A 20,997-nucleotide genomic window follows, 5' to 3' on the forward strand; every position below is an offset into this window, starting at 1 on the left:
CTCCCCTGTGACATCAAGCCTGCTCTCTGCAGAGGAAGCGCTCCCCTGTGATATCAAGCCTGCTCTCTGCAGAGGAAACGCTCCCCTGTGGGAGCGAGCCTGCTCGCGAAGGCGGTCTAAAGGTTACGAATATCTCAACGCATGCGCCGGCTCGATCTTCGCCGCCCGCCACGCCGGATACACCGTCGCCAAAAAGCTCAGAATGAACCCCGCCGAGCAGATCAACAGCACATCCCCACCCTGCAGTTCCGAGGGCAGATTGCTGACGAAATACACGTCCGAACTGAAGATATGCTGGCCGGTCACACGCTCGACCCAGCCGACCAGCTCACTGACGTTGAGCGCGGCAATCACGCCCAGCACACCGCCAATGATCGTGCCGACAATACCGATCACCGTGCCCTGGACCATGAAGATCGCCATGATCTGCCGGGGCGTAGCGCCAATGGTGCGCAGGATCGCGATGTCGGCGCCCTTGTCGTTCACCACCATGATCAGTGTCGCAATGATGTTGAACGCCGCCACCGCGACGATCATCAGCAACAGCAGGCCGATCATGGTTTTTTCCATTTTCATCGCGCTGAACAGGCTGCCCTGGGTGTGGGTCCAGTCGTCAGCCTTGAACTCGGCGCCAAGGCCACTGGCGATGTCCGCAGACACTTTCGGTGCCGCGTACAGATCCTTGACCGCCAGACGCACGCTCTGCACCTGATTCGGCTGCCAGTGCTGCATGGTCGCAGCATCGGCGACGTGGATCAGGCCCATCGAGCCGTCCAGCTCGGCGCCGACCTTGAACACGCCCACCACATTCAGGCGCTGCATGCGCGGAGTGATCCCGCCCGGCGCGGTGCTGACTTCCGGAACGATCAGGGTGATCTTGTCGCCGACATTGAGGCGGAAACGCCGTGCGGTGATCTCACCGATCACCACACCGAATTCGCCCGGCTTCAAGGCATCGAGACGCCCCTGGACGATGTGCTGGGCAACGATGGACACCTTGCCTTCCTGGGCCGGATCAACGCCGCTGATCTGAATCGGCTGCATCGAACCCTTGTAGGACAGCATGCCTTCCATCTCGGTGAACGGCACGGCGGCCGTCACTTCGGGATTTTTCATCGCAGCGGCGGCCACTGGCTTCCAGTCGTCGATCGGCTTGACGCCGACGATGGTGGCGTGAGGGACCATGCCGAGGATGCGCGAGCTCATCTCGCGCTGGAAGCCATTCATCACCGACAGCACCACGATCATCGCCAGCACGCCGAGGGCGAGGCCGATCATCGAGGTCATCGAAATGAACGAAACAAAGCGATTGCGGCGCTTGGCGCGGGTATAGCGCGTGCCGATAAAGATCGATAACGGTCTGAACATTCGCTGGGGCACCGTATAGAAATAAAAGACCCGGCGCCGTTACGGGCGCCGGGTTTCAGCCAGTCAGATGGGAGTGAGGCAACCTTCCTGCAATTGCAGGACGCGGTCCATCTGGCGAGCCAGGTTCATGTCGTGCGTCACCACCAGGAACGCCGTGCGCATCGAAGTGCTCAGCTCCAGCATCAGATCCTGAATGCCTTCGGCGGTGTGCAGGTCGAGGTTGCCGGTTGGCTCATCGAGCATCACCAGCCCCGGGTTGTTGACCAGGGCGCGGGCGATGGCCACGCGCTGACGTTCACCACCGGACAGCTCGGCCGGTTTGTGTTCCAGACGATGGCCGAGACCGACGCGCTCCAGCAATGCCGTGGCACGCTGACGCGCCTCCGGGATGGCGGTCTTGCCGATCAGCAGCGGCATACAGACGTTTTCCAGCGCGGTGAATTCCGGCAGCAAATGGTGAAACTGATAAACGAAACCAAGCGCGCGATTGCGCAGCAGGCCACGCTTTTTCTCGCTTAATGCCGACAGCTCTTCGCCGTCGAGCCAGACACTGCCTCTGCTCGGCGTATCGAGACCGCCGAGCAAGTTGAGCAAAGTACTCTTGCCGGAACCGGATTTGCCCACGATCGCTACACGTTCGCCCGGGTGCAGCTCCAGTTGCAGGCCGGCCAGCACTTGTACCGACTCCGGGCCCTCCTCATAGGACTTGCCCAGGTTACGGCAGCTCAGAATTGCTTGTTCACTCATGCCCGACTCACTCATAACGTAACGCCTCCGCCGGCTGGGTGCGCGCGGCACGCCAGGCGGGATACAGGGTGGCGAGGAAACTCAGGACCAACGCAGCGGCGCAGACCATGACGACGTCCTGGCTCTGTACCTGCGAAGGAAGATAATCAATGAAATACACGTCAGCATTAAGGAACTTGTGGCCGATCAGCCCTTCAAGCGCCGAAATGGCCGCACTGACATTCAGCGCCGCGAGGATCCCGACTACCGCGCCAATGGCCGTGCCGACCACGCCGATCACCGTGCCCTGCACCATGAACGTGCGCATGATCGTGCCCGGTGTCGCGCCGAGGGTGCGCAGAATGGCGATGTCGCCCTTCTTGTCGTTGACCACCATCACCAGCGTGGAAATGATGTTGAACGCGGCGACGGCGACGATCAGCAGCAACAGCAAGCCGATCATGGCTTTTTCCATGCGGATCGCCTGATACAGGTTGCCGTGGGTGCGGGTCCAGTCGCGGGCGTAGTAACGATCCTCGCCGAGCTGCTGGGCGATGTTCCACGCCTCGCGCGGGGCCTGGAACAGGTCGTCGAACTTCAGCCGCAGGCCCTGCACCTGATCGGCTTTCCAGCGGTGCATTTTCGCCAGATCCTGCAGATTGGTCACGCCGAGGTAGCCGTCGAGCTCACCGGCGCCGACATGGAAAATCCCGACCACGGTGAAGCGCTTCATGCGCGGGAACATCCCGGCCGGGGTCACGCTGACCTCCGGCGCGACGAAGGTGACCTTGTCACCGATGCCGACGCCGAGCTTGGTCGCCGCCTTGTCGCCGATGACGATGCCGAAGCTGCCCGGCGTCAGGTCATCGAGTTTGCCCTGCTTCATGAAGTTGTCGATGATCGACACATTGCGCTCGAGCGCAGGATCAATGGCATTGAGCAGCACCTTGGAAACCTGACCGTTGTTGGTCAGCAGGCCCTGCATCTGGGTGAACGGCGCCACCGCCGTCACCTGCCGGTTCTGCCTGACCTTGTCGGCCAGGCTTTGCCAGTCATTGATCGGCTCGCCGGTCTCGAGAGTAGCGTGGGGCACCATGCCCAGCACGCGGGTGCGCATCTCATGGTCGAAGCCGTTCATCACCGACAGCACAACGATCATCACGACCACGCCAAGGGCGAGCCCGATCATCGAAGTCAGGGAAATGAATGACACAAAATGATTGCGACGCTTTGCACGGGTATAACGCGTGCCGATAAATACGAAGAGAGGTCTGAACATGTCGGGGCTTGTTCGGAGGGAAAAGGAACGTCCTTGTGGCGGGGGTCGAAAACCAGCTTTACACTCAGACCACCGCCGCTACCATGGGTTCGCCATGTCGACATTAGATGAAGAAGATCGCCGCGAATACTACCGTATCGAGGACACGATCGCACTGGAAATTCGGCCCCTGTCCGCTCCCGAAGCCGCAGGCCAGGAAGTGTTGCAGGATGCTTCCCCGCTCTTCAACCTGCTCAGCGAACTGCACCTGAGCGAATTCGAGTCGCAGCACCTGTTGCGGCAGATCAGCGAGCGCGACCGCGCCATCGCGGCCTTCCTCAAATCGCAGAACAAACGCATCGACCTGCTCAGCCAGGTGATCGCCCTGACCGTGCTCGGCCAAATCGGCGAGCCGCAGCCGGTGATTATCTCCGAGGGTGGGATCGACTTTCAGTACCCGACCCCGATTGCCACTGGCGCACACCTGTCGGTGAAGCTGGTGCTGATGCCGCAGGCGCTGGGCCTGCTGCTGCGCGCCCGGGTCACCCATTGCGACCCCAAGGGCGATGGCTATGACGTCGGCACCGAGTTCGAGCGTCCGACCGATGCCCAGCGCCAATTGCTCGCTCGCTACATTTTGCAGAAGCAGGCTCAGGAACGCCGTCTGGCCCGCGAACAGAACGAATCCGGCATTTAACTTTAAGGAAGCACCGTGACCCTCATCTACGGCCACCGCGGCGCCAAGGGCGAAGCACCGGAAAACACCCTGAGCAGCTTTCAGGAATGCCTCAAGCACGGCGTGCGCCGCTGCGAACTGGATCTGCACCTGTCCAAGGACGGCGAGCTGATGGTCATTCATGACCCGACCCTCAAGCGCACCACCGAGCGTCGCGGCAAGGTCGTCGAGCACACCGCCGCCGAACTGATCACCTACGACGCGCGCAAGGGTGGCCCGGGCTGGATCAAGCCGTGCCCGATTCCGACACTGGAAGAGCTGTTCGAGCAATGTGATTTCGAGCACTGGCAGTTGGAAGTCAAAAGCGCATCACGCACCCGCGCGGCGACTACCGTGCTGGCGATTCGAGAAATGGCTCAGCGCCACGGCCTGCTCGACAAAGTGACGATCACCTCGAGTTCGCGGGAAGTCTTGAAGGCAGCGCAGGATCTGGTACCGGACGTATCCCGTGGCCTGGTGGCCGAATACGCTTGGCTCGATCCGCTGAAGGTGGCGGCGAGCTACGGCTGCGAGATTCTCGCCTTGAACTGGACGCTGTGTACGCCGGAACGCCTGCAGAAGGCGCAGCGTCAGGGCCTGCATGTGTCGGTGTGGACCGTCAACGAGCCTGCACTGATGCGCAGACTCGCCGACTTCGGCGTTGACAGCCTGATTACAGACTTTCCCGGTTTGGCCACTGCCACCCTTGAGAATTGCTGAAATCGGTCTCCCCGGCCGGCTCAGGCCACCGGCCGGAGCCCGTCAAAAAAGCCGGTTGAGGCCGTCGTACGCCGCTACCCGATAGGCTTCGGCCATGGTCGGGTAGTTGAACGTGGTGTTGACGAAATACTTCAGGGTGTTCAGCTCGCCCGGCTGGTTCATGATCGCCTGACCGATGTGAACGATCTCCGACGCCTGATAACCGAAGCAGTGCACGCCGAGCACTTCCAGCGTTTCGCGATGAAAGAGGATCTTCAGCATGCCCTGCGGCTCGCCGGCAATCTGCGCCCGCGCCATGCTCTTGAAGAAGGCCTTGCCGACTTCGTACGGCACTTTCGCCTGGGTCAGCTCCTGCTCGTTCTTGCCGATCGAGCTGATCTCCGGAATGGTGTAGATGCCGGTCGGTACGTCATTGACGAAGCGCCAGCTGCCATTGTCGACGATGCTGCCAGCGGCCGAACGACCCTGGTCGTGGGCGGCACTGGCCAGGCTTGGCCAGCCGATCACGTCACCGGCGCCGTAGATGTTCTCCACGCAGGTGCGGTAGTTCTGGTCAACTTCGATCTGGCCACGGCTGTTGACCTTGACCCCGATGTTTTCCAGACCCAGCGTGTCGGTGTTGCCGGTACGGCCGTTGCACCAGAGCAAGGCGTCGGCCTTGATCTTCTTGCCGGATTTAAGGTGCAGGATCACGCCGTTGTCCACGCCTTCGACACGGTCGTACTCTTCGTTGTGACGCACGGTGATGTTGTTGTTGCTGAAGTGGTAGCTCAACGCCTGGGAAATTTCCGAGTCGAGGAAGCTCAGCAACTGGCCACGGTTGTCGACCAGTTCGACCAGCACACCCAGACCACTGAAGATCGATGCGTATTCGCAGCCGATCACACCAGCGCCGTAAACGATCAGTTTGCGCGGGGTGTGACCGAGGCTGAGGATGGTGTCGCTATCGTAGATGCGCGGGTGGTGGAAATCGATGTCCGCCGGGCGATACGGACGCGAACCGGTGGCGATGATGATGTGCTTGGCCACCAGCTTCTCGACCACGCCGTTGCCGCAGACCACTTCGATGGTTTGCTCGTCGGCGAAGCTGCCGGTCCCGAAGAACACGTCGACGCGGTTACGGGCGTAGTAGCCGGTGCGCGAGGCGACTTGTTTGGAAATGACTTTTTCGGCGCTTTTCAACACGTCCGGGAAGGAAAACCAGCGTGGCTCGCCGATCGCGCGGAACATCGGGTTGGTGTTGAACTGCATGATCTGCCGCACCGAGTGACGCAGTGCCTTGGACGGGATGGTGCCGAGGTGGGTGCAGTTGCCGCCGACCTGGCGACGGCTGTCGACCATCGCGACCTTGCGCCCCGCTTTGGCGGCGTTCATTGCCGCGCCTTCTCCCGCCGGGCCGGAACCCAGTACCACCACGTCGTAGTTGTAGACAGCCATGCGTACTCCTCAGAACAGGCCGCGGTGCCAGCAGCACCGGCGGCTAAATCACGCCGAACGGCGGCGCGAAGGAACAATTGGGGGCCAGTTAAGAACCCGGACACAGTCTATAGAAGCGTCAACGCCGCGCACATTAACCCTTGGTCGCGTCGTAGGCTACTTTTGCCTGCACTACAACGCCAGCTTTCGTATTGTCCTCAGTCAGTTTTTTTCACCGACAAGCTGCGCAAATGCCGGACTGCTGCGGGTGACGAAACCTGTATCGGCACGCAAGACAAAGAATGCAGCAATGTCATGCTTTTGGGCATAGTCCCGCGCCCTTTCCGGCCCCAGAATCAGCAACAGCGTCGATAGTCCATCGGCCATCAACGCTGAAGGATGAATCACCGTGACTGACGCCAGGTCGTGTAGGACCGGTCGCCCGCTGCGTACATCGAAGGTGTGGGAATAACGCCGACCGTCCTGCAGAAAATAATGGCGGTAGTCGCCGGAGGTGGATACGCCATAGCCGTCGACACCAATAATCCGCTCGGCCACTTGCTGGTCATCGCGAGGCTCTTCGAGAGCGATGCGCCACGCGGAACCATCCGGCTTCTTGCCCCGGGCTTTGAGTTCGCCAGTGGCTTCGACCAGATAATTGTCGATGCCCATGTCCTGCAATCTGGCGGCGATGGTATCCACGGCGTAACCGGCGGCAATGCTGTTGAAGTCGACTTCGACGGCGGCATCCTTGCACAACTGCTCGCCGTCGATGCGCAGGTGCTGATGACCGACCCGCTGCATGACCTCGGCCAGAGCGGCCGCATCCGGGACCTTTTCTTCGCGTCCTTGCGGGCCAAACCCCCAGAGGTCCAGCAGCGGCTCTACGGTCAGGTCGTAGGAGCCTTCGCTTTGCGTTGAAAGCTGTTCGCCGATGCGGACCAATTCGAGCACCGCTGCCGGCATGGCTTGGCAGCTATCGGCGGGCAACGCGTTGAAACGTTCGATGGCGGCGTCACTGCGGTAAGTCGACAGCTGTTGATCAACTTCGCCGAGGATGGCCTCCACTTCACCGCGCACTCGTGCAGGATCGGCGACCCCGGCATGGCGTACGTACTTGACCGACCAGGTGCTGCCCATGGTCGAGCCGCCGACCTGTTCCAGGGGATCGCCGTTGCCGCAGCCGCCGATCGCCACCGCCAACACCACAGGCCCCCACCAGCGTCCAGTTAACAATTCTTCATCTCCCCGCAAAACCACGGCGGCCATTATGAACTACAAGCGCCCGCTCGCTTCCCCATGGCTGCAACGCCTTTATACAAAATTGAACAGTGAGTACCTCCCATGTCCTCCACCACGGGCAAAGGCAAAGCGATCTTTCGCGTTGTCAGCGGCAACTTCCTCGAAATGTTCGACTTTATGGTCTACGGCTTCTATGCCACGGCCATCGCCAAAACCTTCTTTCCCACCGACAGCGCGTTCGCTTCGCTGATGCTCTCGCTGGCGACCTTCGGTGCCGGCTTCCTGATGCGCCCACTCGGGGCAATTTTCCTCGGTGCCTATATCGACCGTCACGGACGGCGCAAAGGCTTGATCATCACCTTGGCGATGATGGCTGCGGGTACGGTGCTGATTGCCTGCGTGCCCGGCTACGCGACGCTCGGTGTAGCAGCACCGCTACTGGTGTTGTTCGGCCGCCTGCTGCAAGGCTTCTCGGCGGGCGTGGAACTGGGCGGCGTGTCGGTGTATCTGGCGGAAATTTCAACGCCCGGCCGCAAAGGGTTCTTTGTCAGTTGGCAGTCGGCCAGCCAACAGGCTGCGGTGGTCTTCGCCGGCTTGCTCGGTGTTGCTCTGAATCACTGGCTGAGTCCGGAGCAAATGGGCGAATGGGGCTGGCGCGTGCCGTTTCTGATTGGCTGCATGATCGTGCCGGTGATTTTTTTCATCCGGCGCTCGCTGGAAGAAACTCCGGAATTCCAGGCGCGGACCCACCGCCCTACCCTCGGCGAGATCGTCCGCTCGATCGGTCAGAACTTCGGCATCGTCATTGCCGGCATGGCGCTGGTGGTGATGACCACGGTGTCGTTCTACCTGATCACCGCTTACACGCCGACGTTCGGCAAGGCCGAGCTGCATCTGTCTGATCTGGATGCGCTGCTGGTGACGGTGTGCATCGGCCTGTCGAATTTCTTCTGGCTGCCGGTGATGGGCGCCGTATCCGACAAGATCGGGAGAAAACCCTTACTGCTGACGGCAACGATTCTGGCAATCCTGACGGCCTATCCGGCGCTGTCGTGGCTGGTAGCGAATCCGAGCTTCAGCCATTTACTGATTGTCGAACTGTGGCTGTCGTTCCTCTATGGCTCGTACAACGGCGCGATGGTGGTGGCACTGACCGAGATCATGCCGGTGGAAGTGCGCACGACCGGTTTCTCTCTGGCCTACAGCCTGGCGACAGCGACGTTCGGCGGCTTTACGCCGGCGGCGTGTACCTATCTGATTCATGTGCTGGACAACAAGGCTGCACCAGGGATCTGGCTCAGCGGCGCGGCGTTGTTGGGATTGATTGCGACACTGGTGTTGTTCCGTGGCAACCGGCATGAGTTGCGCACGGCGCAGGCTTCGCTAGCCAGCGGCGCCTGACAGAATGCTTTCGCGAGCAGGCTCGCTCCCACAGAAGATTGTGAACGACACTGATCCAGTGTGGGAGCGAGCCTGCTCGCGAAGAGGCCGGCAAGGACACCGAAGATCCAACAGGCCCATAAACAAAAACGCCCCGACAAAATGCCGGGGCGTTTTCATTCAAGCCTGAAGCTTAGCGCGGGAACGCTGGCGGATTCACATCAGCCATGTCTTCCATCACGCGAACCACTTGGCAGCTGTAGCCGAACTCGTTGTCGTACCAAACGTACAGAACGACGCGGTTATCCTGCACGATGGTCGCTTCAGCGTCGACCACACCAGCGTGACGCGAGCCAACGAAGTCGGTCGACACCACTTCCTGCGAATTAACGAAGTCGATCTGCTTGTGCAGCTCGGAGTGCAGCGCCATGTAGCGCAGGTATTCGTTCATCTCTTCGCGAGTGGCGGCTTTCTCAAGGTTGAGGTTGAGAATGGCCATCGACACGTTTGGCGTCGGAACGCGGATCGCGTTACCGGTCAGCTTGCCGGCCAGCTCAGGCAGAGCCTTGGCAGCAGCGGTAGCGGCGCCGGTCTCGGTGATCACCATGTTCAGCGCGGCGCTGCGGCCACGGCGATCGCCCTTGTGGAAGTTGTCGATCAGGTTCTGGTCGTTGGTGTACGAGTGAACGGTTTCGACGTGACCGTTGATGATGCCGAACTTGTCGTTGACCGCTTTGAGCACCGGCACGATGGCGTTGGTGGTGCAGGAAGCTGCCGAGACGATCTTGTCGTCAGCGGTGATTTCACCGTGGTTGATGCCGTGAACGATGTTCTTCAGCTTGCCCTTGCCAGGCGCGGTCAGAACAACGCGGTCGATGCCTGGGCAGGCCAGGTGCTGACCCAGGCCATCGGCGTCACGCCATACACCGGTGTTGTCCACCAGCAGCGCGTCTTTGATGCCGTACTGGGTGTAATCCACCTCGGTCGGGTTCTTCGCGTAGATCACCTGGATCAGGTTACCGTTGGCGGTGATGGTGTTGTTTTCTTCGTCGATGGTAATGGTGCCGTTGAACGAACCGTGTACCGAATCGCGGCGCAGCAGGCTGGCGCGTTTGGTCAGGTCGTTCTCGGCACCTTTGCGCACGACGATGGCACGCAGACGCAGGCCGTCGCCACCACCGGTTTTCTCGATCAGGATGCGCGCCAGCAGACGGCCGATACGACCGAAGCCATAAAGAACAACGTCGGTGCCCTTGCGGGCCGAGGCGTTCTGCTGGCCAACCACGTCAGCCATCTCTTCACGCACGAACTGCTCGGCGCTGCGGCCGTTGCCTTCATTGCGGAATTTGAACGCCAGCTTGCCCAGATCCACCGACGCCGCGCCGAGCTTGAGCTCGCTCATGGCCTTGAGCAGTGGGAATGTTTCGTGGACGGAGAGTTCGCTGTCGTCGGAAGAACGGTGGCGAGCAAAGCGGTGAGCTTTGAGAATCGCGATGACAGACTGGTTGATCAGGCTGCGGCCATAGATCGAGCTAACCACGTTGTTATTGCGGTAGAGCTGACCGATAAGCGGGATCATCGCTTCTGCGAGTGCTTCACGGTCGATCCATTCACCAAGACACTGGTCGGGCTTCTGAGTCACGGTAACCTTCCACATGTAGGGGCAGAAAAAAGGGGCTACATTATGCCGCCGAGAAGCCCTTTCAGCAATGCGCGCTTGTCGCGCAATCGGTAACAAAATTCCGTTCAAAAAATTTACGCCTTTCTCCAGCCCAGTAAAACCGGGGCTTTCAGCGCAGTCAATTTTTCGACGACTGTTAGACGATGTCTGTAACCCTCCGTAACACCACCCGGTTTCGGCACTACATAACCCTGAAAAAAGTGCCCGTTTTTATGGTTACCACTACATTTCGTCCAAACCGTGAAGATAGACGCAGTCTGCAACTGACAGGCGGCACCGGAGGCCGCTACAATTACCGACTTTGTCGCAACGCCTGGAGCTCAACCTTCCGTGCCTGTTCTGCGTCTACCGCTACTCCCTGCCGAGGCAGGTAAACAGCACTGGGGCAATCTGCCCGGTGCCGCCCTCAGCCTGGCGATTGCCGAGGCTGCCAGCGCTGCCAAGCGCTTTACCCTGCTGCTGACCGCCGACAGCCAAAGCGCCGAACGGCTGGAACAGGAGCTGAGTTTCTTCGCCCCGGATTTGCCCGTGCTGCATTTCCCCGACTGGGAAACCCTGCCCTACGACCTGTTCTCGCCGCATCAGGACATCATCTCCCAGCGCATCGCCAGCCTCTATCGCCTGCCGGAACTGGCCCACGGCGTGCTGGTGGTACCAATCACCACTGCCCTGCATCGCCTGGCGCCGACCAAATTCCTCCTCGGCAGCAGCCTGGTGCTGGATATCGGCCAGAAACTCGACGTCGAACAGATGCGCGCACGGCTCGAAGCCAGCGGCTATCGCTATGTCGACACTGTTTACGAGCACGGCGAGTTCACCGTACGCGGCGCGTTGATCGACCTGTTCCCGATGGGCAGCAAGCTGCCATATCGCATCGACCTGTTCGATGACGAGATCGAAACCCTGCGCACCTTCGATCCGGAAACCCAGCGTTCGATCGACAAGGTCGAGTCGGTCAAGCTGCTGCCGGCCCGCGAGTTCCCGCTGCAGAAAGACGCAGTGACCCGCTTCAAGGCGCGCTTCCGTGAACGCTTCGACGTCGATTTTCGCCGTTGCCCGATCTTTCAGGATTTGAGCAGCGGTATCACTCCGGCCGGCATCGAGTACTACCTGCCACTGTTCTTCGACGAAACCTCGACGCTGTTCGATTACCTGCCCCAGGACACCCAGGTGTTCTCGCTGCCGGGCATCGAGCAGGCGGCGGAAAACTTCTGGAACGACGTGCGCAATCGTTACGAAGAACGCCGGGTCGATCCATCGCGTCCTTTATTACCACCGGCCGAACTGTTCCTGCCGGTGGAAGACTGCTTCGCGCGCCTGAAGAACTGGCCACGGGTCGTTGCCAGTCAACAGGACGTTGAATCCGGCGTCGGCCGTGAACGCTTCCCGGCACATGCGCTGCCGGATCTGGCCATCGAAGCCAAGGCCACGCAACCGCTGGCGGCGCTGGCCGGCTTCCTCGAAGAGTTCCCTGGGCGCGTGCTGTTCACCGCCGAATCGGCGGGCCGTCGCGAAGTCCTGCTGGAACTGTTGGAACGCCTGAAGCTGCGGCCGAAAACCGTCGACAGCTGGCCGGATTTCGTCGCCAGCAAGGATCGTCTGGCGATCACCATTGCCCCGCTCGACGAAGGTCTGCTGCTTGACGACCCGGCGCTGGCGCTGGTGGCGGAAAGTCCGCTGTTCGGCCAACGAGTCATGCAACGTCGTCGTCGCGAGAAGCGCAGCGACGTCAGCAACGATGCGGTAATCAAGAACCTCACCGAGCTGCGCGAGGGCGCGCCGGTGGTGCATATCGACCACGGGGTCGGGCGCTATCTGGGCCTGACGATTCTGGAAATCGATAATCAGGCCGCCGAATTCCTCACCCTCGAATACGCCGAGAATGCCAAGCTCTACGTGCCGGTGGCCAACCTGCACCTGATCGCGCGCTATACCGGCAGCGACGACTCGCTCGCGCCGCTGCACCGCCTCGGCTCGGAAACCTGGCAGAAAGCCAAGCGCAAAGCCGCCGAGCAGGTGCGTGACGTCGCCGCCGAATTGCTCGATATTTATGCCCGTCGCGCCGCCCGTGAAGGCTATGCCTTCGCCGACCCGAAGGCCGATTACGCCACCTTCAGCGCCGGTTTCCCGTTCGAAGAAACGCCGGATCAGCAAGCGACCATCGAGGCCGTGCGCGAAGACATGCTCGCGCCGAAACCGATGGATCGCCTGGTCTGCGGCGACGTTGGCTTCGGCAAGACCGAAGTGGCCATGCGCGCCGCGTTCATCGCCGTGCACGGCGGTCGTCAGGTGGCGATTCTGGTGCCGACCACCCTGCTCGCCCAGCAGCACTACAACAGTTTCCGCGACCGCTTCGCCGACTGGCCGGTGACGGTGGAAGTGATGAGTCGCTTCAAGTCGGCCAAGGAAGTCAACGCGGCGATCGCCGATCTGGCGGAAGGCAAGATCGACATTGTCATCGGCACGCACAAGCTGCTGTCCGACGATGTGAAGATCAAAAACCTCGGGCTGGTGATCATCGATGAAGAACACCGTTTTGGCGTACGCCAGAAAGAACAACTCAAGGCCCTGCGCAGCGAGGTCGACATCCTGACCCTGACCGCGACGCCGATTCCGCGCACGCTGAACATGGCAGTGTCGGGCATGCGCGACCTGTCGATCATCGCCACGCCGCCGGCGCGACGCCTGTCGGTGCGCACTTTCGTTATGGAGCAGAACAAGAGCACGGTCAAAGAGGCCCTGCTGCGTGAACTGCTGCGCGGCGGTCAGGTTTACTACCTGCACAACGATGTGAAGACCATCGAAAAGTGCGCCGCCGACCTCGCCGAACTGGTGCCGGAAGCGCGCATCGGTATCGGCCACGGGCAGATGCGCGAACGTGAACTCGAACAGGTGATGAGCGACTTCTACCACAAGCGCTTCAACGTGCTGATCGCCTCGACCATCATCGAGACCGGCATCGACGTGCCGAGCGCCAACACCATCATCATCGAACGCGCCGACAAGTTCGGCCTGGCGCAGCTGCACCAATTGCGTGGCCGCGTCGGCCGCAGTCACCACCAGGCTTACGCCTACCTGCTGACGCCGCCGCGCCAGCAGATCACCTCGGACGCGGAAAAGCGTCTGGAGGCAATCGCCAATACCCAGGACCTCGGCGCAGGTTTTGTGCTGGCCACCAACGACCTGGAAATCCGTGGCGCTGGCGAACTGCTCGGCGACGGTCAGAGCGGGCAGATTCAGGCCGTCGGCTTCACCCTGTACATGGAAATGCTCGAGCGCGCGGTGAAGTCGATCCGCAAGGGCGAGCAGCCAAACCTCGATCAACCGCTGGGCGGCGGCCCGGAAGTCAACCTGCGGGTGCCGGCGCTGATTCCGGAAGATTATCTGCCGGATGTGCATGCTCGGCTGATTCTGTATAAACGCATCGCCTCGGCCACCGACGAGGAAGGCCTCAAGGATCTGCAGGTCGAGATGATCGACCGTTTCGGCCTGTTGCCGGAGCCAACCAAGAACCTGGTGCGGATCACCGCATTGAAACTGCAAGCGGAAAAGCTCGGCATCAAGAAGGTCGACGGCGGGCCGCAAGGCGGACGTATCGAATTCGAGGCGCAGACGCCGGTTGACCCGATGACCCTGATCAAGCTGATCCAGACGCAGCCCAAGCGCTACAAGTTCGAAGGCGCGACGATGTTCAAATTCCAGGTGCCGATGGAGCGCCCGGAAGAACGTTTCAATACTGTCGAGGCGCTGTTTGAGCGTCTCATCCCGAAATCCGCTTGAAGGACGCCCAATGCGCCTGTTCCGCTCTCTGACTTTGTTGCTCACTCCGCTCTTGATGACAGTGGCAGCACCAGTGGCGTTTGCCGATGACACCTATCAGGTCGAAATGATTCTGGTGCGCCAGAATGCCGTGCCAGCAATCGTCAGCCGCGCCGCCCCGGAAGACTGGGCGGCGGGCGCCCAGCGTTTGGGCAACGACAGTCAGCGCACCCCAGCGCTGAATGATGTAGTGAGCAAACTCACCGCCAGCGGCGAGTACACCGTGCTGATGCACAAAGCCTGGCAGCAGAGCCTCGGCGAAGCGCCGGCGAAAGTCGCTGTGAGCGAAGGTCAGGAACAGTTCGGCCAGTTCCCGATCGAGGGCACGCTGGAAATGAAACTCGGCCGCTTCACCGACGTGACCGCCGATTTCTGGGTCAATCAGATCGACGCCAACGGTCTGGTCACCGCCAGCGAGCGCCTGCGCCAGGACAGCCACACCAAGAACGGCCAGCTCAACTACCTCGACAACGGCCACTTGGCCCTGCTGATCAAGATCACTTCCCTCACCGCACCAGCGCCGCGTGAAGCGCCTGAAGTCGTGCCGGACTGACCGAAGTCCTTATGCCGCCACCCCTGAGCAAACCGCTGGCCCCGTCGTGGGTCAGCCGATTCAAAGAACAGAGCCTGGAGCGCGGCCGCCGCTACGCTTTGGAGAATCGGGTGCGCATCGCCCAGGTCGGCGATGCGACCATCACCGCCAGTTGCGAAGGCTCCGGCGGTAGCGTTTACCGGCAGACCATCCATCTGCGTGAGTCAGCCAAAGCCACCCTGCTGCTGGTCGACGCCACTTGCACCTGCCCGGTGCGCAGCAACTGCAAACACTGTGCTGCGGTGCTGCTGAAAATCCAGGAGACCCTCGACTACCCCGCCGCCGCGAAAGATGCCGAGCTGCTGGAAAAGCTCCAGGCCGTGCTGGAAAACCGCAGCCCGAAAGCGCCACCGCAAGTGCTGGTGGACAATGTGCAGCCGGTGCCGCGCCTATGGCTGGCGAGCGTCGAGTTCAGCGCCTTCGAGCCGCGCAACGGCAAGATGCAGCGCTACATTCAGCATCGCGCGGCGCTGTCGTTCAGCTATCTGGACGAATACGTCAGCGGGCAAAAAAACAGCGATATCCTGATCCGTCAGGAAGCCCAGACCCTGCGGATAAAACGTCACCCGGATGTCGAACAGTCGTACCGCGAACAGTTACGTATCCTCGGTTTCCGCATCGCCACCCGGCAGAGCAAAGCGCTGCCGGAAAGCGCCGGCGAACTGTATGAAATGGTCAACGACAGCGCCTGGCTGACCTTCACTCTGAATGATTTGCCGAAGTTGCGCAGCCAAGGCTGGGAGTTGCAGATCGATGAGGAATTCGGCTTCGACCTGACCGCCGTCGACGATTGGTACGCCACGGTCGAACAGGCGCCGGAGCGCGACTGGTTCGATCTGGAGCTGGGCATCATCGTCAACGGCGAACGCCTCAGCCTGCTGCCGATCCTGCTCAATCTGATGCGCTCGCACACCGAGATCCTCAACCCGGAACGCCTCGCCCGCCGTCGCGATGACGAGCTGATTCTGGTGAACATTCCGCAACGCACCAGCGAGCACGGGCCGCTGCAAGTGGCGCTGCCGCTCGGCCGCTTGAAGCCGGTATTGATGACGCTGGGCGAGTTCTATTTGCAGGAGCCGGGCGAAACAACGCTGCGCCTGAGCAAGGCTGACGCGACCAGGCTCAATTCACTGGAAGGCCTGCCGCTGTTGTGGGAAGGCGGCGAGCAGATCCGCACCTTCGCGCAGCGCCTGCGCGACATCCGCGATTTCAGCGCCGAAGCGCCGCAAGGTTTGAACGCGACGCTGCGCCCGTATCAGCTCGAAGGCTTGAGCTGGATGCAATCGCTGCGGCAATTGGAAGTCGGCGGGATTCTTGCGGATGACATGGGCCTGGGCAAAACCCTACAGACCCTGGCGCATATTCTCAGCGAGAAGAACGCCGGACGCCTCGATCGTCCGTGCATGGTAGTGATGCCGACCAGCCTGATTCCGAACTGGCTCGATGAAGCGGCACACTTCACCCCGCAGCTGAAAGTGCTCGCACTGTATGGCGCCACGCGCAAAAAGCACTTCGACCATCTGGCCGACTTCGATCTGATCCTCACCACCTACGCCCTGCTGTCCAAGGACGTTGAGCGCCTGGCCAAACAGCCGCTGCACGTGCTGGTGCTGGACGAAGCCCAATACATCAAGAACCCCAATAGCAAAGCCGCCCAGGCCGCGCGCGAGCTGAATGCGCGCCAGCGCCTGTGCCTTAGCGGCACGCCACTGGAAAACCACTTGGGCGAGCTGTGGTCGCTGTTCCACTTCCTGCTGCCCGGCTGGCTCGGCGACGTGAAAAGCTTCAATGCCGACTACCGCGTGCCGATCGAAAAGCGCGGCAGTGAAGTCAGATTGCAGCACCTCAACGGTCGGATAAAACCGTTTCTGCTGCGCCGCACCAAAGAGCAGGTCGCCACTGAGCTGCCGCCGAAAACCGAAATCATTCACTGGGTCGAACTCAACGAAGCGCAGCGCGACGTGTACGAAACCATGCGCCTGGCGATGGACAAGAAGGTCCGCGACGAGATCACCCGCAAAGGCGTGGCGCGCAGCCAGATCATCATTCTCGAAGCGCTGCTCAAGCTGCGCCAGGTCTGCTGCGATCTGCGCCTGGTCAACGACGCCACCCTGCCCGCGCGCGGCAGCACTTCGGGCAAGCTCGACAGCCTGATGGAAATGCTGGAGGAGTTGTTCGAGGAAGGCCGGCGGATTCTGCTGTTCTCGCAATTCACTTCGATGCTGTCATTGATTGAAGAGGAACTGAAAAAACGCAAGATCGCTTACGCCCTCCTCACCGGCCAGACCCGCGATCGACGCACACCAGTGAAGGAATTCCAGAGCGGCACGCGTCAGATTTTTCTGATCAGCCTGAAGGCCGGCGGTGTCGGCTTGAACCTGACCGAAGCCGATACGGTGATTCACTACGACCCATGGTGGAACCCGGCGACCGAGAATCAGGCCACCGACCGCGCGTACCGGATCGGTCAGGAAAAACCGGTGTTCGTCTACAAGATGATTGCCCGGGGCACGGTGGAAGAGAAAATTCAGCACCTGCAAAAGGAAAAGTCCGACCTGGCGGCGGGCGTGCTCGATGGGCGCAAGGCCGGGGACTGGAAGTTGCAGAGCGATGATATTGAAGCGCTGTTTGCGCCGTTGCCGGACAAGAGCGATAAGCGCTGAAATCGGCGTTGCTGGTTAGATAGCTTTCGCGAGCAGGCTCGCTGCCACACGATCCAGATTCACTGAAGATCAATTGTGGGAGCGAGCCTGCTCGCGAATGGCCACACCGCGATTCAAACCCTTCAACCCCTGGAAACCGGCAACGGCGCAAACAGCGCCTCGATATCACCCTGTTCCAGTTTGAATCCCCCCGTCGTGCCACCTTCCAGTACCGCCCCCGCCAGCGCAGCCTTCTCCTGCTGCAACGCCTGGATCTTCTCCTCCACGGTACCCTTGGCAATCAACTTGTAGACGAACACCGGATTGTTCTGCCCGATCCGATAAGCCCGATCGGTCGCCTGATTCTCCACTGCCGGGTTCCACCACGGGTCAAAGTGGATCACCGTGTCCGCCGCCGTCAGGTTCAGACCGGTACCGCCGGCCTTGAGGCTGATCAGGAACAACGGCACCTTGCCACCCTGGAAGTCCTTGACCGGCGTGCGCCGGTCGGTGGTGTCGCCGGTCAGCAGCGAATAACCGAGCCCGCGCTGCTGCAACTCCTGCTCGATCAGCGCCAGCATCGAGGTGAACTGAGAGAACAGCAGGATGCGCCGACCTTCGCCGAGCAATTCCTCGAGCATCTCCATCAAGCTGATCAACTTGCCGCTGCCCGAGCGCAACGCCTTCGCCGTGAGCGGCATATTGACCAGGCGCAGATCGCAGCAGACCTGGCGCAGCTTGAGCAACGCATCGAGGATGATGATCTGACTGCGCGCCACGCCACTGCGGGCGATTTCGTCGCGGACCTTTTTATCCATCGCCACGCGCACCGTCTCATAGACGTCGCGCTGACCATCGCTGAGTTCGACCCAGTGGATAATCTCGGTTTTCGGCGGCAACTCGGTGGCGACATGATCCTTCTTGCGCCGCAGCAAAAACGGCTTGATGCGCGCGGTCAGGTGTTGCATGCGCTGCACATTGCCGTGCTTCTCGATCGGCGTGTGGTAATCGCGGTTGAAGGATTTGCTGTCGCCGAGCCAGCCGGGCATCAGGAAATGGAACTGCGACCACAGCTCGCCAAGGTGGTTTTCCAGTGGCGTGCCGCTCAGACACAAGCGCTGACGGGCCTGCAGATCACGGGCGGCCTGCGCGGCTTTGCTCAGCGGGTTCTTGATGTTCTGCGCTTCGTCGAGAATCAGCACGCTCCATGACTGCGGCTGCAAAATCTCCAGATCTCTGGGCAGCAATGCATAAGTGGTCAGCACCAAGTCGTATTCGCCCAGATTGGCAAAGTCTTTGTGCCGCCCGGTGCCGTGCAGCGCCAGGACCTTCAACTGCGGCGTGAAGCGCTCGGCCTCGTCGAGCCAGTTGGGAATCAGACTGGTCGGCATCACCGCCAGTGCGGGGCAATCGAGACGCCCGGCGTGTTTTTCAGTGAGCAGATGAGCCAGGGTTTGCAGGGTTTTGCCCAGGCCCATGTCATCGCCCAGAATGCCGCCGACCTCCAGCTCGCGCAGAGTCTGCATCCAGTTCAGGCCTTCGAGCTGATACGGGCGCAGCTGCGCATTGAGGCCGGCCGGCGCAGCAACCTGTGCGTGACTGGAATTCTGCAGACGCTTGGCAAAAGTGCGCAGGCGTTCGCCACCCTGCCAGTCCAACGGCACGCCATCGAGCATACTCAGACGCGCGGCGTCTGGAGCGGTCAAGCGCAGCGTGTCGCCCTGATGGCCGCCCAGGTACAGCTCACCCAGCGTTGCCATCAGCGGTTTGACCCGACTCAGCGGCAACGCGACTTTGGCGCCCGCCGGGTCGCCAAAACCGCTGGGCTTGAGCTCGATCAGGAGTTTTTCATCATCGCTGCGCTCCGCCAGATTGACCGGGTCGAGCAAGCGCGGCTGGGTCCGCAACAGGTGCAGAAGAATCGGCAACAAGCTGTAGCGCTCGCCGTTGACGACGATGCCCAACTGCAGATCAAACCACTGATGCCCGGCCTCTTCTTCAACCTCGGCGTACCACTGCTCAACCGGCTGCACATTGAAATGAAAGCCGGGACTGATGTCGATTTCCCAGTTCGCGGCGCGCAGTGTAGCCAGCCCTTCATGCATGAATCCGAGCCAGGCGGAATCATCCGGCAAGGTAAACATCTCGCCAGGACGGTCCATTGCACTCTTGCGCGTGGCTTTCTTGAAGCCATGTTTTTGCAGGTTCTGGCGCAGCTTCTTTTCCAGCGCAGGCTGACGCTGAATGCGCTGGGTTTCGCTGCCGTTGAGGATCATCACTTCCGGGTTGCGATCCACCGCCGGATGACCGTTGTAGGTAAACAGCAGAGCGGCGCGGTGCTCCAGCACGTATTCCCAGCGCGAGCGCTCGCGACCACTGACCAGGGTCAGTTGTGGCTGCGGCAGCACGTCATCGATGATCCGTTCGGTGAGTTTGTGCGGTGGCGCAATGTTGGTCGCCGCGCTCATGCGATGACTGAACTGCATGGCTTGCCGCGCCGAAATGTCTGGCGCCAGGGTCAAGTGGCAGGCGAGCTTTTCTTCCAGTTCAGTGAACAGAGGGCCAACCTGTCGCAGCTCACGATCGAGGTAAAAAAGCGGCTCCAGCGCCAGCACGGTTTCCTGCGCGGCTTCGGCACTGCTCCATTGCGCGCGGAATCCGCCATCGGCCTGCTCAGCCCAAGAGAACCGGCCCACGCGTTTCGCGCCCGGTGTCAGCGCCCGCAGGTCTTCGAAGTCGAGGAAGAGACGCGAAGTACGCAGGAGCATGTCCAGCAGTTCGGCGCCGCTGCTGCCTTCCAGCGGATAGCCGCTGTAATAGGCGTGATGGGAATGCATCGCGACCAACAGCCTGGCGATGCGCAGATCCAGTTCGGACAGGTAGCCCGGCTGGCGCATGAGCATTTCCGAGAGCGAGTACATCGGTTTGACTTCGCGTAAGACCCCGCTCTTGAGCTGATTGACCTTGAAAATATCGAGCAGCCACTTGCCGTTCGCAGACGTGGCTTTGAGCTTGTAAAACAGACGCGTGCCTGCGGTTTGCGCACTTTGTTCAGCGGGCTTGGCCGGCACGGGAATTGTTGAAAGCCAATGCTCCAGCGCTCGTCCCAACGGGGTCTGCGCATCACTTCCAGACGCATCCTCACCCGTGCCCAGCAGGTGATAGAGCACCGCCGCGCTGTGCTTGCAGTCCAGTGCAACCGGACAGCTGCACAGACATCGCAAGCTAACCGATCCCAACCGATCTTCTGACAGGTAAATGGTTTGCTCATACGCCTGAAGTTGCGATCCGACGCAGAACGCCTCTATCTTCTTGTCATCGATCTCGAGGATCTCGACCCGGTCATCGGCGACATAAGCCCGGGCCTTGGCCAACGCCTTGCTACTGAATGCGTGGGTCCATGTCAGCCCTTTGAGCCGCTCGATGAAAATGCTCATG

The 20,997-nt window shown here is 60.9% G+C and carries 13 protein-coding genes; 6 read left to right on the plus strand and 7 right to left on the minus strand.

Translation table 11 applies throughout. The features are described 5' to 3' along the window. Positions 1-123: 123 nt before the first annotated feature. The 3 genes from AC4IHP_RS23990 to AC4IHP_RS24000 form a co-directional block, all read right to left on the minus strand. Positions 124-1,368: a lipoprotein-releasing ABC transporter permease subunit gene (locus tag AC4IHP_RS23990; RefSeq protein ID WP_490832915.1), complete on the minus strand. Its 1,245-nt coding sequence runs from the start codon at positions 1,366-1,368 to the stop codon at positions 124-126. A gap of 63 nt (positions 1,369-1,431) precedes the next feature. Beyond that, a complete protein-coding gene (gene lolD, locus AC4IHP_RS23995) occupies positions 1,432-2,130 on the minus strand; it encodes a lipoprotein-releasing ABC transporter ATP-binding protein LolD (protein ID WP_485623338.1) in 699 nt (232 codons plus the stop codon). Beyond that, positions 2,123-3,373 carry a lipoprotein-releasing ABC transporter permease subunit gene (locus AC4IHP_RS24000; RefSeq protein WP_041477329.1) on the minus strand — a complete coding sequence of 417 codons (1,251 nt, stop codon included), beginning with the start codon at positions 3,371-3,373 and terminating at the stop codon, positions 2,123-2,125. Before AC4IHP_RS24000 ends, lolD begins: the two co-directional genes overlap by 8 nt. 94 nt (positions 3,374-3,467) lie before the next feature. Here AC4IHP_RS24000 and AC4IHP_RS24005 point away from each other — a divergent pair, with 94 nt between their 5' ends. Together AC4IHP_RS24005 and AC4IHP_RS24010 are read left to right on the plus strand one after the other, a co-directional pair. Beyond that, on the plus strand, positions 3,468-4,049 hold the full coding sequence (locus AC4IHP_RS24005; protein ID WP_350570859.1) for a PilZ domain-containing protein: 582 nt from the start codon (positions 3,468-3,470) through the stop codon (positions 4,047-4,049). A gap of 15 nt (positions 4,050-4,064) precedes the next feature. After that, positions 4,065-4,787: a glycerophosphodiester phosphodiesterase gene (locus AC4IHP_RS24010; protein WP_490832916.1), complete on the plus strand. Its 723-nt coding sequence runs from the start codon at positions 4,065-4,067 to the stop codon at positions 4,785-4,787. Between the two features lie 42 nt (positions 4,788-4,829). On the opposite strand, the gene sthA is transcribed toward AC4IHP_RS24010, so the two are convergent. Continuing rightward, positions 4,830-6,224 (minus strand): Si-specific NAD(P)(+) transhydrogenase, encoded by a 1,395-nt coding sequence (sthA, locus tag AC4IHP_RS24015; protein ID WP_016775479.1) that lies wholly within the window; start codon positions 6,222-6,224, stop codon positions 4,830-4,832. Between the two features lie 201 nt (positions 6,225-6,425). Next, positions 6,426-7,472 (minus strand): FAD:protein FMN transferase, encoded by a 1,047-nt coding sequence (locus AC4IHP_RS24020; RefSeq protein WP_490832917.1) that lies wholly within the window; start codon positions 7,470-7,472, stop codon positions 6,426-6,428. A gap of 75 nt (positions 7,473-7,547) precedes the next feature. Between AC4IHP_RS24020 and AC4IHP_RS24025 the strand changes: the two genes are divergently transcribed. Further along, complete coding sequence (locus tag AC4IHP_RS24025; protein WP_490832918.1) at positions 7,548-8,846, plus strand: MFS transporter; 1,299 nt, start codon at positions 7,548-7,550, stop codon at positions 8,844-8,846. Positions 8,847-9,018: 172 nt separating this feature from the next. Here the strand turns inward: AC4IHP_RS24025 and AC4IHP_RS24030 are convergent, their stop codons facing one another. Beyond that, on the minus strand, positions 9,019-10,482 hold the full coding sequence (locus AC4IHP_RS24030) for a glyceraldehyde-3-phosphate dehydrogenase (protein ID WP_016775482.1): 1,464 nt from the start codon (positions 10,480-10,482) through the stop codon (positions 9,019-9,021). A 354-nt stretch (positions 10,483-10,836) separates the two neighbouring features. Here AC4IHP_RS24030 and mfd point away from each other — a divergent pair, with 354 nt between their 5' ends. The 3 genes from mfd to AC4IHP_RS24045 are packed head-to-tail and all read left to right on the plus strand — an operon-like array spanning position 10,837 to position 17,580. Then, positions 10,837-14,286 carry a transcription-repair coupling factor gene (gene mfd / locus AC4IHP_RS24035; RefSeq protein ID WP_024013632.1) on the plus strand — a complete coding sequence of 1,150 codons (3,450 nt, stop codon included), beginning with the start codon at positions 10,837-10,839 and terminating at the stop codon, positions 14,284-14,286. Between the two features lie 10 nt (positions 14,287-14,296). After that, positions 14,297-14,878, plus strand: coding sequence for a CsiV family protein (locus AC4IHP_RS24040; protein ID WP_490832919.1), 582 nt, complete (start codon positions 14,297-14,299; stop codon positions 14,876-14,878). Between the two features lie 11 nt (positions 14,879-14,889). Continuing rightward, positions 14,890-17,580 (plus strand): SNF2-related protein, encoded by a 2,691-nt coding sequence (locus AC4IHP_RS24045; protein WP_490832920.1) that lies wholly within the window; start codon positions 14,890-14,892, stop codon positions 17,578-17,580. A 122-nt stretch (positions 17,581-17,702) separates the two neighbouring features. Here AC4IHP_RS24045 and AC4IHP_RS24050 read toward each other — a convergent pair whose 3' ends face one another. Next, positions 17,703-20,996, minus strand: a complete 3,294-nt coding sequence (locus AC4IHP_RS24050) for a DEAD/DEAH box helicase (protein ID WP_490832921.1) — start codon at positions 20,994-20,996, stop codon at positions 17,703-17,705. Between the last annotated feature and the right edge of the window lies 1 nt (position 20,997).

This window comes from Pseudomonas sp. UF-293, from assembly GCF_058245595.1.

What these genes read in the sequence shown, in the direction of transcription:
- AC4IHP_RS23990 (WP_490832915.1), bottom strand. Translation starts at nt 1,368, where the DNA reads ATGTTCAGACCGTTATCGATCTTTATCGGCACGCGCTATACCCGCGCC.
- lolD (WP_485623338.1), bottom strand. Translation starts at nt 2,130, where the DNA reads ATGAGTGAGTCGGGCATGAGTGAACAAGCAATTCTGAGCTGCCGTAAC.
- AC4IHP_RS24000 (WP_041477329.1), bottom strand. Translation starts at nt 3,373, where the DNA reads ATGTTCAGACCTCTCTTCGTATTTATCGGCACGCGTTATACCCGTGCA.
- AC4IHP_RS24005 (WP_350570859.1), top strand. Translation starts at nt 3,468, where the DNA reads ATGTCGACATTAGATGAAGAAGATCGCCGCGAATACTACCGTATCGAG.
- sthA (WP_016775479.1), bottom strand. Translation starts at nt 6,224, where the DNA reads ATGGCTGTCTACAACTACGACGTGGTGGTACTGGGTTCCGGCCCGGCG.
- AC4IHP_RS24020 (WP_490832917.1), bottom strand. Translation starts at nt 7,472, where the DNA reads ATGGCCGCCGTGGTTTTGCGGGGAGATGAAGAATTGTTAACTGGACGC.
- AC4IHP_RS24025 (WP_490832918.1), top strand. Translation starts at nt 7,548, where the DNA reads ATGTCCTCCACCACGGGCAAAGGCAAAGCGATCTTTCGCGTTGTCAGC.
- AC4IHP_RS24030 (WP_016775482.1), bottom strand. Translation starts at nt 10,482, where the DNA reads ATGTGGAAGGTTACCGTGACTCAGAAGCCCGACCAGTGTCTTGGTGAA.
- AC4IHP_RS24040 (WP_490832919.1), top strand. Translation starts at nt 14,297, where the DNA reads ATGCGCCTGTTCCGCTCTCTGACTTTGTTGCTCACTCCGCTCTTGATG.
- AC4IHP_RS24045 (WP_490832920.1), top strand. Translation starts at nt 14,890, where the DNA reads ATGCCGCCACCCCTGAGCAAACCGCTGGCCCCGTCGTGGGTCAGCCGA.
- AC4IHP_RS24050 (WP_490832921.1), bottom strand. Translation starts at nt 20,996, where the DNA reads ATGAGCATTTTCATCGAGCGGCTCAAAGGGCTGACATGGACCCACGCA.